At 62.8% G+C, this 14,095-nt stretch carries 12 protein-coding genes and 5 pseudogenes; 13 read left to right on the top strand and 4 right to left on the bottom strand.

Annotated elements, in window-relative coordinates:
• Positions 1-2: 2 nt before the first annotated feature.
• The 10 genes from G6P99_RS34120 (at position 3) to G6P99_RS34075 (ending at position 8,051) form a co-directional block, all read left to right on the top strand.
• Positions 3-1,115 (top strand): baseplate J/gp47 family protein, encoded by a 1,113-nt coding sequence (locus G6P99_RS34120; protein WP_084518904.1) that lies wholly within the window; start codon positions 3-5, stop codon positions 1,113-1,115.
• Positions 1,115-1,882, top strand: coding sequence for a YmfQ family protein (locus G6P99_RS34115; protein ID WP_051346914.1), 768 nt, complete (start codon positions 1,115-1,117; stop codon positions 1,880-1,882). The genes G6P99_RS34120 and G6P99_RS34115 overlap by 1 nt, the downstream gene beginning before the upstream one ends.
• A 15-nt stretch (positions 1,883-1,897) precedes the next feature.
• Positions 1,898-3,193, top strand: coding sequence for a hypothetical protein (locus tag G6P99_RS34110; RefSeq protein WP_029085685.1), 1,296 nt, complete (start codon positions 1,898-1,900; stop codon positions 3,191-3,193).
• Positions 3,194-3,205: 12 nt separating this feature from the next.
• A complete protein-coding gene (locus tag G6P99_RS34105; RefSeq protein ID WP_029085686.1) occupies positions 3,206-3,790 on the top strand; it encodes a DUF4376 domain-containing protein in 585 nt (194 codons plus the stop codon).
• Between the two features lie 3 nt (positions 3,791-3,793).
• Positions 3,794-4,138, top strand: a complete 345-nt coding sequence (locus G6P99_RS34100) for a hypothetical protein (RefSeq protein ID WP_029085687.1) — start codon at positions 3,794-3,796, stop codon at positions 4,136-4,138.
• Positions 4,135-6,033 (top strand): collagen-like protein, encoded by a 1,899-nt coding sequence (locus tag G6P99_RS34095; RefSeq protein ID WP_051346915.1) that lies wholly within the window; start codon positions 4,135-4,137, stop codon positions 6,031-6,033. Before G6P99_RS34100 ends, G6P99_RS34095 begins: the two co-directional genes overlap by 4 nt.
• Positions 6,034-6,368: 335 nt before the next feature.
• The gene (locus tag G6P99_RS34090; RefSeq protein WP_156929197.1) at positions 6,369-7,034 is read left to right on the top strand and encodes a hypothetical protein; all 666 of its coding nucleotides are present in this window, start codon (positions 6,369-6,371) and stop codon (positions 7,032-7,034) included.
• Positions 7,027-7,392: a hypothetical protein gene (locus G6P99_RS34085; protein ID WP_156929198.1), complete on the top strand. Its 366-nt coding sequence runs from the start codon at positions 7,027-7,029 to the stop codon at positions 7,390-7,392. Before G6P99_RS34090 ends, G6P99_RS34085 begins: the two co-directional genes overlap by 8 nt.
• Positions 7,393-7,797, top strand: coding sequence for a helix-turn-helix domain-containing protein (locus G6P99_RS34080; RefSeq protein ID WP_029085690.1), 405 nt, complete (start codon positions 7,393-7,395; stop codon positions 7,795-7,797).
• Positions 7,794-8,051 carry a hypothetical protein gene (locus G6P99_RS34075; protein ID WP_224497164.1) on the top strand — a complete coding sequence of 86 codons (258 nt, stop codon included), beginning with the start codon at positions 7,794-7,796 and terminating at the stop codon, positions 8,049-8,051. The genes G6P99_RS34080 and G6P99_RS34075 overlap by 4 nt, the downstream gene beginning before the upstream one ends.
• 10 nt (positions 8,052-8,061) lie before the next feature.
• Here G6P99_RS34075 and G6P99_RS34070 read toward each other — a convergent pair.
• Positions 8,062-8,271: pseudogene (locus G6P99_RS34070) on the bottom strand (transposase); the annotation flags it as partial.
• Positions 8,272-8,464: 193 nt separating this feature from the next.
• Here G6P99_RS34070 and G6P99_RS34065 point away from each other — a divergent pair.
• Together G6P99_RS34065 and G6P99_RS34060 are read left to right on the top strand one after the other, a co-directional pair.
• Positions 8,465-8,608 carry a hypothetical protein gene (locus tag G6P99_RS34065; protein WP_224497165.1) on the top strand — a complete coding sequence of 48 codons (144 nt, stop codon included), beginning with the start codon at positions 8,465-8,467 and terminating at the stop codon, positions 8,606-8,608.
• A gap of 312 nt (positions 8,609-8,920) precedes the next feature.
• Positions 8,921-9,173 (top strand): annotated as a pseudogene (locus G6P99_RS34060) (ACT domain-containing protein); the annotation flags it as partial.
• A 98-nt stretch (positions 9,174-9,271) separates the two neighbouring features.
• On the opposite strand, the gene G6P99_RS34055 reads toward G6P99_RS34060, so the two are convergent.
• Together G6P99_RS34055 and G6P99_RS34050 are read right to left on the bottom strand one after the other, a co-directional pair.
• A complete protein-coding gene (locus G6P99_RS34055) occupies positions 9,272-11,218 on the bottom strand; it encodes a glycosyltransferase (RefSeq protein WP_165125106.1) in 1,947 nt (648 codons plus the stop codon).
• Positions 11,215-12,581 (bottom strand): annotated as a pseudogene (locus G6P99_RS34050) (HlyD family secretion protein). Before G6P99_RS34050 ends, G6P99_RS34055 begins: the two are co-directional and overlap by 4 nt.
• A 452-nt stretch (positions 12,582-13,033) precedes the next feature.
• Between G6P99_RS34050 and G6P99_RS47940 the strand changes: the two are divergent.
• Positions 13,034-13,594, top strand: a pseudogene (locus tag G6P99_RS47940) (transposase); the annotation flags it as partial.
• A gap of 170 nt (positions 13,595-13,764) precedes the next feature.
• On the opposite strand, the pseudogene G6P99_RS34040 reads toward G6P99_RS47940, so the two are convergent.
• Positions 13,765-13,944 (bottom strand): annotated as a pseudogene (locus G6P99_RS34040) (transposase); the annotation flags it as partial.
• Between the last annotated feature and the right edge of the window lie 151 nt (positions 13,945-14,095).

Genomic DNA, 14,095 nt, shown 5'->3' with positions numbered 1-14,095 from the left:
GGATGCCTTGGTCAACACCAACACTGCGAGAAGTCCGCTCGCTGGTGCGCGATGCCGTGAATGCATCGCTGCCTGGAGCCGATGCCAATGTGCCCAACAGCGTGCTGCGCGTGCTATCGGACAACCAGGGCGCGCTCTGCCATCTGACCCTGCAGTATATCGACTGGCTCTCGCTGCAGCTGCTGCCTGACACAGCCGAGACCGAATGGCTCGACCGCCATGGCGATATCTGGCTGGTCAATTCCGATGGATCGACAGGCCGTAAGATGCCCGCGCTGGCGACCGGCACCGCCAACATCATCGGCACCACCAATGGCACCGTGCTGCCAGCCTTCACGCAGCTGCAGAGCGGATTCGGCATGCCTGCCAATACCGACTCGCCGAACCAGAGCCTGACCTTCGAGACTCTGGAGGACATCACCGTCTCGGTCGCCGCGCCTGTCGTCGCCAACATCCGCGCGCTCGATTCCGGCACGCTCGGCAATATTCCCGATGGCTCCTCGCTGATCATCGTGCCGCCCGTCAATAGCGTCGGCTCGGCCTCGACCATCCACGTCAGCGGCGGCACCGACATCGAGACCGATGCGCAGCTGCGATCCCGCATCCTGCACCGCATCCAGAACCCGCCGATGGGCGGCAGCATCGCCGACTATGAGCAATGGGCGCTTGCGGTCCCCGGCGTGACGCGCGCATGGGCCGCGCCAGAGCAAGGCGTCGGCACCATCACCGTGCGCTTCCTGATGGACGATCTCTATCCCGATGACGACGGCTGGCCGCAGCCTGACGATATCCAGCGGGTTGCCGACTACATCGACAAGATGCGCCCGGTCACCGTCAAGGATTGCTACGTGGTCGCGCCGATCAAGCAGTTCATTGATGTCAACATTGCCGAGCTGATGCCTGACACCGATGAAGCCAAGGCCGAGATCGAGGCCAGCATTCGCGGCATGCTGTTCCTGAAAGCCGCGCCTGGACAAACCATCTTCGCGGCGTGGGTCAGCTTCGCCATCATGAGCGCCCCGCATGTGCAGTCCTTCCGGCTGGTCTCCACCAGCGACTACGTGATGGCATCGGTCGGTAGCATGGCGGTGCTCGGCACCATCAGTTACGTCTGATGAGCGACCGTCACATCCGGCGCAGCGGCAGCGACTACACCGAGGCCTATCTCGCGTTGCTGCCGCAGGGCCAAGCATGGCCGAGGCACGCGCCTGACAGCACTACGGTGCGCGGGATCACCGGCCTGTGCGATTACTGGGGCTTCGTGGATGGCCGCGCCGCCGATCTGCTGGAGCGCGAGAGCGATCCGCGCCAGACCGTCGAGCTGCTGCGGGACTGGGAGCGCAACTGGGGCCTGCCCGATCCCTGCTATCAAAGCCCGCAAAGTATCGCAGAGCGGCAGCAGGCGCTGATCATGCGCATGACGATGCAGGGCGCGCAGTCGCGCGAGTTCTTCATCGGCATCGCCGCGCAGATCGGCTACTCGGTCACGATCACCGAATACCGGACCTTCGTGGTCGGCCTCGACCGCGTCGGGGACAATCGCGTTCACGGCGACGGCTCCAACCCGATGTACAACGAGTGGGGCCAGCCGATCAAAAATCCGGACGGCGAGAACGTCGCGCTCGGCGAGCTGTCGGAATGGTCATACTACGGGCTCGGCCCCGACACCAACCGCTTCTATTGGACGGTGCATGTGCATCAGGCGGGCCTCGTCTGGTTTCGCTGCGCATCGAGCCAGTGCGGCGCCGATCCTCATCTGCGCATCAAGTTGGCCGATGACCTTGAGTGCCTGCTCAACCGTTGGAAGCCAGCGCACACGCAGATCATCTTCGACTATTCCGGTCTCAGCGATCCGGGCGATCCGATGGCTGGGACGCCATAGCGGCGGGGAAAGCAAATGAAGTACAACGCACCATATGGCGTGAGCGATCCGAACGGCCCGTACATCAACGGCGATCCCTCCACCGGGCAGATGGGCTCGATCCCGCCAGCGGCTTCGATTGAGTATCCGCAGCGCGAGCTGGTCAACTTCTTCACCGATGCGGGGCTGGTGCCTGACAATGCGGACCTGCACCAGACATCGAAGTCGGTGCAATCCGCTGGCGTGATCAGAGGCATCGACAGCGGCGCGGTGAACATTCTTTCGATTGCGCTGACCCCGGCGCTGACCGCGTACATCGACGGCATGTTCGTCTGGGTGCGGGTCGCGATCACCAACACCGGCCCTGCGGTGCTTTCGATCAACGGGTTGAGCGGCAAGAACATCGTGCGGCGCGGCGGCCCTGCGCTGCAGGCCGGTGATCTTCCGGGTGGCTACTGGGCGCTGCTTGTCTACAATGGACCGCACGGAAATTTCGAGCTGTACGGCGCATCGTTCGCGCCTGCGGCCTTCGTGCCGATCCTCGCCGCCAACACCAATCTTTACGTCAACCCAGTGACCGGCGACGACGCGCTGTACGATGGCTCGCAGGCGGTTGTCGCCGCGCCGCACGGCCCGTTCAGGACCATCGTTCGCGCGATGCAGGAGACGTTCAAGTACGGGCCTTCGGTCTACACGATGACCATCAATCTGTCGGCTGGCACCTTCAATGAGCCGTGCGTGACGCCGAACGTGATTGGCCCGTCGATCATCGTCAAGGGTGCCGGTCCAACCCAGACCTTCGTGATGGGAGCCAACAACCAGCACACCTTCCTCTGCACCAGCGCCAACAACATGGTGGTGCGCGATCTCTGCACCCAGACCGGCACCGGCCAAGGCCCGCCGTGCAATTTCGCCGCATCAAGCGGCGGCTCGATCGCCACGATCAACACGGCATCGCAGGGCGCGACTGCCGGTTATATTTTCGAAGCGTATGGCGGCTATCTCTATCCCGGCAGCCACACCTTCAACACGGGCAGCTCCTGTCAGGAACTCTTCGCGGCCTTCTTCAGTGGCTTCATCGGCCTGCAGCAGGGTTCAGTGTTCAACTTCGCCGGTTCAATGAACGTCACGGCGGCGATTGCCGTCGCCAGTTCGAACGGATCGATTGCGGTGCCGGTGCCAGGCGCACCGACCTTCCCCGGCGCAGGCTTCGTCACCGGCCAGAAGTATTTCGCCGCCCTCAACGGCGTCATCAACACGCAGGGGTCTGGCGCGAGCTACTTCCCCGGCAACCAACCGGGCGTCCTCACAAGCGGCGGCCAGTACAATTAAGGGAGCGCTTCGATGTTCAACCCGAAAGATTGGTATTGGCACGTCGCGGGCGATGCAGCCAACGTGCTTTCGTCGGCGCGCAACATCTATGTGCCGACCAGCGACAGCGATTATGCGGCGTGGCTCACGAGCAACGGCATGGCTGACGCGCCTTCGGTGCCGGATGAAGCCGACATCTACCACTATGTCAGCGACTTCCTGCCGCTGTATCTATGGGACGGCGCGAACTTCTCGCAGCCTGCGGCAGGCCAGTACAGCAAGGCGCAACTGCAGAACTACAACGGCACCGCGCGCCTCAACAAGGTCAACGGCGGCATGACGGCGGCGGGCATCCCGGTCAAGACCGATGATCGCTCGCGCGGCCTGATCTCCGATGGTCGTGCCTTGGCTCTGGCCGACAGCACCTACACCACGAAGTGGTTCGGCTCGGATGGGCTGTTCTACGATGTCGATGCCCCGACCATGATCCAGATGTCGGCCAAGGTCGCCGAGCACACCAACCAGTGTTACATGGCCTTTGAGCAGACCAGCGCGGGCATCTCGGGCGGCAGCATCACAACGCTGGCGGCAATCGACGCGGCCTATCAGGGATTCTGAGCGATGGCCACGGTCAACATCACCGTTGCGAACGATGCGGACTTCTTCCGCAGCTTCCTCTATCGCACGCTCAGCGGTGAGCCCATCGACCTGACCGGCGCAGCGTTCGTGATGAAGGCGCGCAGGCATGCGCAGGATGCGACCGCCTTCCTAACGCTCTCGACCGACACCGGAGAGATCGACATCGCCGATGGACCGGGCGGCAGCTTCACCGTGCTGATCACGCGCGAGCGGCTGCTGGAGATGACCATCGGCCCCTATGACCAGTCGCTGGTGATGACGCTGAACGGCGTCAAGCAGCAGCTCTGGTCTGGCGTGCTCACCGTCAACCCCGGACCATCGCGATGAACGACTTTTCGATCACGCAGACGCTGGATGTGACCGGCGAGGTCGAGATCATTCAGGACGATGTTGCGATCATCATCTCACCCGATCAGGGCCCGCCTGGAGCGCGCGGCAATTCGGTGCTGAGCGGCACCAGCGATCCCACCAGCTCGCTCGGCGTCGATGGCGACTTCTACTACAACGAGGAGACCCATCAATTCTACGGGCCGAAGGAAGGCGGCATCTGGCCTGCGCCTGTGCTCCTGACAGGCCCGCAGGGGCCGCAGGGCGCGCAAGGCATCCAAGGCCCTGTCGGCCCGGAAGGCCCTGTCGGCCCGACCGGCGCAGCCTCGACAGTGCCGGGGCCGCCGGGGCCGCAGGGCGTGCAGGGCAATACCGGCCCGCAAGGCGTGATCGGCAATACCGGCCCGCAAGGCGCGCAGGGCGTGCAAGGGCCGCAGGGCAATCCGGGCGTCGATGGCAACACCGTGCTGTACGGCACCGTTGCGCCGACTGCCGGGATCGGCGTCAACGGCAACTTCTACATCAACACCGCAACCAACTTCATCTATGGGCCGAAGGCTGGCGGCGCGTGGCCGTCAGGCACGTCGCTGGTTGGTCCGCAAGGCCCGCAGGGCGTTCAAGGCGTGCCCGGTGCAGGCAGTCCAGGCACCGCTACGCCGATCATGGCCAGCGTCGGCGCTGTCGGCGTCTCGGGTAACTTCTCGCGCGAGGATCACGTTCACCCATCCGACACCTCGCGTGTCATCAAGGCGGGCGACCGAATGACCGGCGCGCTGCGCGTCGGCTCAGTGCGACCTGCACCGGCCTACCCCGCGTCTGTCGGCAGCTATTCAATGTCGATTGATGCCAGCTTGGGGTTCAATGTCTTCGTGAGCGCCGATGGCTCGCAATGGTTAGCGCAGAGCGCCGGTTATGGTGTCGCGATCATTGATGATCCACCGACAGGCAATCTGAATTTCTTTGCGTCACCCGCTTCGGTCGCCGCTGGCGGTCTGATGACGCTGAATACGACCGCGACGCTGACGCAGCAGGGCCAGTGGCAGCCGAAGTCGATTGCCATGACCGGCGACAATGGTTTCGGTGCCATCACGCTTTACCGTACAGGTGGCGTGACCTACGGATCGCTTGGCGTCGATGCGAGCGGCTACAACATCAATCTGAGCAATGGCACGATACCGATCAACATCTGCTTCTCTGGCACCGTCAGGGCGGTCTTTCAGAACACTGGCGGGCTGACGATCAACCAGCCGTCCGCCACCAATGTGACCGCGTTTAACGTGACGGGCGCAACCGCAAGCTATGCCGCCGATTTTCGAGCCAGTGGGCCGGGCTTCGCCGGGGTCGTCGGATGGGCGAACGGCACCAGCCTCTACGGCATGAGCGGCGAGAACCTGTCCGGCACCACCTATTCGTTCTACGGCAACACCGGCGCTTTCCTTGCTGCAGGCGCTTGGCAAACATCGGATGCCCGCGTCAAGAGCGTCACCAGACAGACTGATCCCGCTGCCGCGCTCGCCATCGTCAATGCGCTGCCGGTGAACGAATTCACGCCAGCGAACCCAGCGGCGCGCGAGATGTTTTTCGGGCGCGGTGATGTCGCCAACGAAACGCTGTACGGCTGGACTGCACAGGATGTCGAACTGCTCGTGCCGATTGCCGTTCGCGACATTGGCATCCCGGCTGTGGACCGTGTGATGCGCGCGGCGCTCAAGCACATCGACATCCCGGAGCTGGACAGCAAGGAAGCCGAAGCGCTCGGCGAAGAGGAGATGTCGATCAAGGCGATCAACGACCGCTACATGCTGACGACACTGTGGTCGGCGGTGCAGCGGCTATCGACGCAGAACGATGAGCTGCGCGCGGAGATCGACGCGCTGAAAGCAGCAAGCTCATGAGAGCTGCGGCACCGGGATGACGCCTGTCACAAACCGCATATTCTCCCTAACCTTGGCCCCGCTTCGGCGGGGCTCGTTTTTTGAAATCACGCATTGGTGGCAGTGTGTACTCGCCCACGACCGACGATATTTTGCTCCGCTATACAACCGCCACGGTGTCACTTATTTTAACAGCTCCTCGGGGTCGGTCTCGTTCTCGCTGGGGCAGCACGAGACGCTCTTGGGCAAAAAGTGTGTGCGACAAAGGCGAGGAAAAACTCGTGCGGCATCTCAAGCTGCCTCTACCCTTCTGCCCCAATCTCACATCGCCGACCTGAAACCTGATCAACGCAAAGGTGATCAAAGCGATGCCTAAAACGTTTCCTATCAGACTCGAAGTAGAAGAGATCGCGCTCGGCCCCGTGCTGCGCAAACTAAATGACATGCCCGGAATAGTAGACCTGCATCTCGACCTCGGCCACGGCGGTCAAGGAGCTGGACGGAAGCAGCTAGAGGAAGCAGCTGCGAAGGCTCGCAACGGCGAGAGCGCTGAGGAGCTCACCGTCAAGCTGTTGTTGGAGGGGCCGAAGCACATCAGCGAGATCAGCGCCGCACTCGGCGGAAACAAGACGCGCGCTTACGGGGCTGTGCATCAGCTGCGCAAGAAAGGCCTTGCTGAAGCTGGTGCGAATAAGGGCGTGCACCAACTCACCGCCCAGGCGCGGGCTCAGCTCGGCGGCGCAGTGCCTGCGCTGCCAGCTCCTGATGTGAAGCATGGGCCTGTGGGCCGCGCCTCTCCCGGCTCAGGCAACATCTTGCTGCGTGCTGCGCTTGAAGCAGGCCCGGTGTCGCCTGCCGATCTGCGCAAGCACATGGCGGCGAAGGGCATGTCGCCGAAGAGTGTTGCAGGTGTGCTGGACCGCGCCAAGCGCGGCGGTCTGATCAAGAAGAACGGCAGCGGCTACGAGCTGACGGCGAAAGGACATAAGATCGAGATGATGGGAGCAGCGCACAATGGCTAGGGGGTTTATGCGAACTTACCGGACGTACTCCTACATCGACAAAAATCCGGTCATCGACAAGATGCGCACGCTGATACAGGACGAGGGTTTGATCAAGAAGCTGAAGATCGTTCACGAAATCTCGGGCGTCTCGACTTCGACGCTCGACAATTGGTTCAACGGCACGACGAGATCGCCGCAGCATGCGACCATCGCCGCCGTGATCACCTCGCTCGGTTACGAGGAAGAGTTCGTCAAGAAAAAGGAGATCGACGTCGAGTCCGAGCGCAAGGTGGCCGCCGATTGGCTGGCGCGGCAAGAGCGCAAAGCGCAATCCAAACCGAAGAAGCGTACCAACGGTCACTCAAGGAGAAAGTAGATGCCAGCACGCAAAACCCACCCGCGCACGGTCACCGGGATCGACAAGATCATCGGCAACCGGCTGCGGCAACGCAGACTGGAATTGCATATCAGCCAATCCGAGCTGGCCGATAAGCTGGGCGTCAGTTTTCAGCAGGTCCAGAAATACGAGAAGGGCGTCAACCGCGTCAGCACGGGACGCCTGCAGCAGATCGCCACCGTGCTCGAAAGCGACGTGTCGTTCTTCATGGGCGATCTGGTCGGCAGCAAAAAGCCGCCGACGGTGACGAAGCTCGCGGGCTTCTTGGCAACCAAGGATGGCGTCGAGATCAACGAGGCGATGCTGCGGCTCGATCAGACGCACCGCCGCGCCGTGATCGCCTTGGCGCGCACGCTTGGCACCGCCTACGGAGTCGAAGCATGAGCGAAAAAGAGTTGCGTATAATGTTCGACCGGGCCTCGCAATTTTGCGAGGCCCACTTCGCCAAGCGCGCCGAGATCGCGCCGATGTGGCACGCGATCACATCCGATGGCGAGACGCTGATCGAGCCGCACCCGACTTTTCTCGGCAAGGATATGGCGGCGGCGATGATGCGCGTCTTCTTCGATCTGCGCGATGTGGTCCGCTACGTCTACATCGGCGAAGCATGGACGCTGCACCGGATGATCCAGCCCTGATGAGCTTGCCGATCAACTTCATCAGCGTTGTCACGGTGCGAGCGGCCCGCTTGCGCAGCGCCGTCTTCAGCTTTGAGAATGCCATTTCGATCGGATTGAGGTCCGGCGAGTAGGCCGGCAAATAGCGCACTTTGGCGCCGACCGCTTCGATCGCCTGGCGAACGCCGTCGATCTTGTGGGTGCGCAGGTTATCCTTGAAGACGATATCGCGTCTGCGCAGACGTCGGCGCGAGATGGCGGCAAGGTGAAGTAGCGGTACAAACCCCTTTTTGATTTCATGACGTGGGCCGCCCGGATGTGCAGACATCTGCGCATCCGCGTGGCCTACCCTTTTCGGTAGGCGGCAACCGTCGGTGAGGCATGTAAACTTATCGGGATCGATCTGTCTTTCTGCCCGCGCGGAGGCCCTCGCCATGAAGCGGATGTCGCCCCCTGAAGCGATCGCGGCCGTCGCCTTGTTAGCGATCTTCGCGTTTGCGATTTGGTTTCGCGCCATTGGCGTGAACATCGAGCACTCGTCGTCGAACCGTGCGCGATCGATGGTCACACTTCGATGACCATAGAAAATAGCAGAGGTCGGGATGCGTAAGATGCTGGTCTATGGCTCAGCTCGATAGAGTCTTGCCTCGGCTGTCACGGAATCGGGTACGAAGCCGTACAGGCCCATAGAACGCGAACTGAGAGGAGTTGGCCGCCATTTGTCATTCGGCCCTTTAATTGCAGTTTATTGTCAAGCCCCCCTTTTGAACTCGCCAACGGCACGACGGTAGCGCTTGTGCCGTCGGATGTGAATCGGCGTGGGGTCCGGACGCCGATCGGCGTCCCAAGTGCTTGATTGACTTCGCGCGTGCGGGGTCAATGTTCAGGGTCGATTCACAATCGAGGTCTCCGGCCTCGATCGCCCCGGCCTGCTCTATCAGCTCACCACCGCGATCTCGAAGCTCAACCTCAACATCGCCCTCGGCGCATGTCGCGACCTTCGGCGAGCGCGCCCGCGACGTGTTCTATGTCACCGACCTGCTCGGCGCCCAGATCACCGCGCCGACCCGGCAGGCCGCGATCAAGAGCGCGCTGCTGCATCTGTTGTCGACCGAGGACCAGGCGGCGAAGCCGGCGGCTTGACGCGTCGCCTCTCTCCGTCGTCATTCCCCGATGCGCAATTGCGCATCGGGGAATGACGACGGATGGGACTGCTGCAGGCCCACCTCATTCATGCCGCTCTAGCCGAACAGCCGCATCAGCAGGGCCTTGCCGACCGGCGCTGCGCGGACACTGCGGAAGGCGCGGACATATTCGCCGGCATAGAATGCGCGCACGACATTGATCCGCGTCGCAACCGCGTCCTCGAAGCGGACGCCGAAGCCATCGCGGGTGCGGCGGACCACGAGCGCGGCCACGTTCTGTCCGTAGACATTGCACTTGATCGAGGCGCCGATTGCGGGAGGGGCGGGATCGATGAAGCGCGCGCCCGAGATCGAAATGTCGACCATCCGGACCAGCCGCGGCTCCGTACCTTCGTGAATCAGGATCGGCTCGTCACGCTCGAAGCGCTCGGCCTTGCGACGCCGCGGCTGCTCGATGCAAATGAAGCACACGATCGCGAGCACGACGCAATTATAGAGGCTCCAGGCCAGCGCCAGCCCCCCATAGGCGATGCTGTCGCCGCGCACATGCAGGATGAATGCGTAGGCGATCGCCAGCAGCGTGATGAGCAAGGCGCTGCCATAGAGCCGCAGCAGCGGCCACTCGATGAAGCGGCGATCGCGGTCACCGCCCTTGGCCGTCACCTTGAACTTGTGGCCTTGCGGCTTGGCGAGGCCGATCACGACCGCCTTCAGGACCGCGGGGGCTGCGATGCATTGCGACACGTCGGTCATGATCGCGAGCGAGCGACCGCGCGAGATCCAAGCCATGGTGAAGGCGTGCCAGACATAGAACGGCATGAAGTACTTCAGAAGCTCGAACAGATCGGCGTGAACCGCCTTGATGCCGAACAGCAGATAGAGCCACGGCACGACGAGGCCGAAAACCTTGGTGCCATAGAGCGCCGCCCAGCTCATGAAGGCGTCGACCAGCGACAGCCGGTCCATGAAGGCGAGCTTCGATTGCCGCGAGAACGGCCCGCTGCGGCCCCTGAAGATCTGCATGAAGCCGAGACACCAGCGCCCGCGCTGGGTGATGTATTCCTTCAATCCCTCCGGCGCGAGACCGATGGTCAAGCGCTCGTTGAGATAGACCGTGCGCAATCCCCTTTCCTTCAGGCGCAGCGTGACGAGATAATCCTCCGTCACCGAATCGGTCGGAAAGCCGCCGATCTGCATCAGGCCGGAAAAGCGGATCAGCGATGAGGTTCCGCAGCAAAATGCCGTGCCCCAGGCGTCCTTGGCCGGCATCAGGATGTCGAAGAAGAAACGCTGTTCGTCGGGCCAGACGTCGGTTGCGGCGAGATTGGTCTGGATCGGATCCGGATTGATGAAGTGCTGCGGCGTCTGCACGACGCCGACGGTGCCGTCCTGCATCAGGCTCATCGCCCGCGTTAGGAAGTCCGGCATCGGGACAAAATCCGCATCGAGGATCGAGACGAACTCCGGCCGGTCCGGCAGCCCGGAAACGTGCTGGAGCGCATGATTGATGTTGCCGGCCTTGGCATGGCGGTTGTCCGGACGGGTCAGATAGTTGCAGCCGAGCTCCTGGGCGAGCCGGCGCAGCCAGAGCCGCCGTCCGTCGTCGAGCACCCAGACGCGATAATCGGGATAGTTCAGCCCGGTGGCGCCGATGATGGTGCGCTCGAGGATCGCCTTCTCTTCATTGTAGGTGCAGATGAAGACGTCGACGCGCGGCGCATCCGTCAACGCCTTGGATTGACGCAGGATGGCATTGACCGCGGGCGAGCGGTCGATGGTGCGGCTGAGGAACAGCAGCGACAGGCACACCGCGATCATCGAGGCCGCCTCGGCCGCCACGAAGGGATAGCCGACCACCGCGTCGGCGGTGAGCCCCAACGGCGGCAGGCTCTGGGTCACCCGCCAGACGAAGTAGTGCAACAGCAGCAGGAACGATATGCCGGTCATCATGACGCGCCCCAGCGTCTGCTCGCGCCGGAGCAGCGGCAGGATCGCAAGGCAGGCGCCTAAGGCGACCAGCCCGGGCGCGAATGCCGCCATCATGACTTTGCCGCGTCCGTGTTGAACACCACCCGCCCGGTTCGGCCGACCACGCAATCCTTGCCCGTGGTGTCGAGCTCCGGCATCGAGACCGTCACCCGGTACGGTTCCTTGTTCAGCGCATCCGGATTGATCGCAAGGTTCGCGGGCGCCCCCGATGCACCGGTGAGGTTGGCGATCTCACCCTTGATCGAAGCGCTGCCGTCGTTCGGCTCAAAGCTCGCCCGCTCACCAAGCCTGAGGCGGTTATAGACGCCTTCGGTGACATTGGCGGTGACCACTGCGCCGGTGCAATCGAGCAGCTTGAGCAGGGGCTGCCCGGCCCTGACGTCCTCGCCCGGCGACGTCATCATCTCCCAGATGCGTCCGGCGACCGGCGCCTTGATGTCGGCTTCCGCCCGGTTGATGTAGTGCAATTGCTCCGAGGCAATCTCGTGGGTGAGCCAGTCGATCTCCGCATCGGAATGCACCAGATCGGCGCGCAGATCGCTGACGCGCTGGCGCATCTCCTCTTCGCGTTGCACGGAACTCGGCCGGTCATTGTAGCTGTCGCCAAGATAGGTGCCGTTCCTTGCCGCGGTGAGTTCGACCTTGGCGGCGTCGAGCCGGCGCTGCGCGCCTATCTCGGTCTGATGGGCGATCGCCTGCTCGCGCGTCAGCCGGGCCATTTCGACCGTCGAGACGCTGCCCGATTTGACCAGCGACGAGGCGCGTTCAACCGCCGCCGTCGCTTCTTCCCGTCGCGCGGGCCGCGGCCTCGATCGCGGTCTGGATTTCGGCGATCCGCGCCTCGAGCTGGAGGATGCGGCCGTCGCGGAACTGGGCCGCCTGGCGCGCGAGGTCCTGTTGCGACGTCTCGGCGGGCCGCAAGCTTTGCGGCGAGACTCGGGCGCTCATTCTCCATCCGGGACATCTGCCGCCGGAGATCGTCGAGCCGCACCCGATCGCCGCGCGCGTTGACGACATGAAGGATCGTATCGCCTTCGTGGACCACACTGAGCTGCGTGGAGCTCTGCGGCTTCGCACTCACGGTGCCGTCGATCGGCGAGCGCAGGGTTACGATCCTGGCATTGACCACGGCCTCGACGCTCGAGGTCTGCAGCACGGCTTTCAGCGGCAGCCATCCGAAGATCGCGACGAGGGCGAGGCCAATGCCGACCTTGAGCAGGCGCCGAACCCACCGGCCCGAGCCTGCAGGCGCTTCGGGATGGGGGGCGCTATCATTGACAGGCTCGCTGACCGGCTCGTCGTCCGCCGGCTGCAAGCGGTCCTGCAAATCGCGCTGCAACCCCCGTGCGCCCGATTCCTCGTCCTTGCTGACGGACGTATGATCTTCGGGAACGGGCTTCTGCTGTTCCTGATTCATGATGACCGGACCTGAACTGTCAGTGCGCGCGGGGTTCAGAAACCGTAATCCTGAACGGCCAATGTGCTTTTGGGGTGCCCCTTCGACATAGGCGCACCGTCCCACCGAACGGGGGCGTTATACGCTGGCCCATTGATGGCCACTGATGCTATCTTGGGTTTCTGGGGCCCAAGCCGAGGGTTGCAAACAACCTAGACGTTTGCAGCAGTCAGTTTCTACTTAGGGTGCGACGAAACCGCGCGCTCTCGTAAAGCGGTTGCAAGGCTCGACGCTGACGGAAGACACTGTGAATCGGCGTGGGGTCCGGACGCCGATCGGCGTCCCAAGTGCTTGATTGACTTCGCGCGTGCGGGGGCAATGTTCAGCGTCGATTCACAAACAGGCAGAGCGCTTGTCGTCTCCCTCACACCTGTGAGCGTGCCGCGCTCGATGCCACTTGCAGCGGCCGTTCTCGATTACGTCAAAGCACCCTGGATGGGCACCTGCCGTTCCTGGACGCGCAGTGGTCAGGCGGCTGTCGCAACGGTGCCGAACTCTGGCGCCGTTTGAGAGGGCAAGGCTTTAAGGGATCGCTGCGCGTGGTGGCGGAATGGGCCACGCGACGGCGACGCGCCGAGACTATCAGCCGTCAACAATTGCAGAAGGTCCCCGCCGCCAGGACGATAGCGCAGTTGTTGACGACGAAGCGCGACCACCTAAGCAAGGCCGAGACCGTAACGGTTGCCGCTATTGAACAAAGCGTTCCTATGCTGGCCGATGCCCACGCTCTCGTTGGCCGCTTCCACGCGATGATCAGAAAGAGGGGCGAGATCGAGCTCGAACCTTGGATAGATGAATCCTAGCGGAGCCTCATTGGCTCGTTCGCGAATGGCATCGCCAAAGATAAGGGCGCGGTGCACGCGGCTATCACGCAACCATGGTCCAATGGCCAAGTGGAAGCTCAGATCACCAAACTCAAGCTGGTCAAACGGCAGATGTACGGGCGCGCTAAGCTCGATCTCCTTCAGGGCTAGCCCGTCCTATTCGTGAGAGTGCTTTTTTTAGTCCGATTGATGTGGCCGCACATCTGCTCTGACGAGGCGCGCGGGATTGCCTTCGGCTTTTCACCGCCTGACGACCCGTACTTTGCAACGCGCTTGAGGTGTAGGGTTGGGCGAACGGGGGGCGGACGCCCCGCCGGTCCAGGACCGAGCGGCAGCAGCGCGCCTGGCAAGCCGCGGATCAGGTCGGCTTCGGGACATGCCGCGGCAAACGCAAGGCGAATGCGGCTCGTGGTCTCGACGACACGGGCAGCGAGTTTCAAGAGCCGAAGACGCAGCGTCGCGAACTCGGCAGTGGCCAATTCCCGGACTTTGGGAATTGAGAAGCAGTATTTTGTCTCTGAATCTTCGGTCTATCGGCTGTTGACGGCGAAGCGCGCAGGTCATGCACCATGCTCGAGGCACGTTGTCGTCATCAGTTTCTCGACAGCTTCCCCATTTAACAGGGTTGGTCGCACTGGAAGCACATCGGCT

The organism is Bradyrhizobium sp. 6(2017) (genome assembly GCF_011058295.2).
In the GTDB taxonomy this organism is placed as follows: Bacteria; Pseudomonadota; Alphaproteobacteria; order Rhizobiales; family Xanthobacteraceae; genus Bradyrhizobium; species Bradyrhizobium septentrionale.
Note: the sequence above shows the minus strand (reverse complement) of the source record. Positions and strands in the feature narration are given on the sequence as shown.

Coding starts and splice junctions, on each gene's coding strand:
- G6P99_RS34120 (WP_084518904.1), top strand. CDS start 3: ATGCCTTGGTCAACACCAACACTGCGAGAAGTCCGCTCGCTGGTGCGC.
- G6P99_RS34115 (WP_051346914.1), top strand. CDS start 1,115: ATGAGCGACCGTCACATCCGGCGCAGCGGCAGCGACTACACCGAGGCC.
- G6P99_RS34110 (WP_029085685.1), top strand. CDS start 1,898: ATGAAGTACAACGCACCATATGGCGTGAGCGATCCGAACGGCCCGTAC.
- G6P99_RS34105 (WP_029085686.1), top strand. CDS start 3,206: ATGTTCAACCCGAAAGATTGGTATTGGCACGTCGCGGGCGATGCAGCC.
- G6P99_RS34100 (WP_029085687.1), top strand. CDS start 3,794: ATGGCCACGGTCAACATCACCGTTGCGAACGATGCGGACTTCTTCCGC.
- G6P99_RS34095 (WP_051346915.1), top strand. CDS start 4,135: ATGAACGACTTTTCGATCACGCAGACGCTGGATGTGACCGGCGAGGTC.
- G6P99_RS34085 (WP_156929198.1), top strand. CDS start 7,027: ATGGCTAGGGGGTTTATGCGAACTTACCGGACGTACTCCTACATCGAC.
- G6P99_RS34080 (WP_029085690.1), top strand. CDS start 7,393: ATGCCAGCACGCAAAACCCACCCGCGCACGGTCACCGGGATCGACAAG.
- G6P99_RS34075 (WP_224497164.1), top strand. CDS start 7,794: ATGAGCGAAAAAGAGTTGCGTATAATGTTCGACCGGGCCTCGCAATTT.
- G6P99_RS34065 (WP_224497165.1), top strand. CDS start 8,465: ATGAAGCGGATGTCGCCCCCTGAAGCGATCGCGGCCGTCGCCTTGTTA.
- G6P99_RS34055 (WP_165125106.1), bottom strand. CDS start 11,218: ATGATGGCGGCATTCGCGCCCGGGCTGGTCGCCTTAGGCGCCTGCCTT.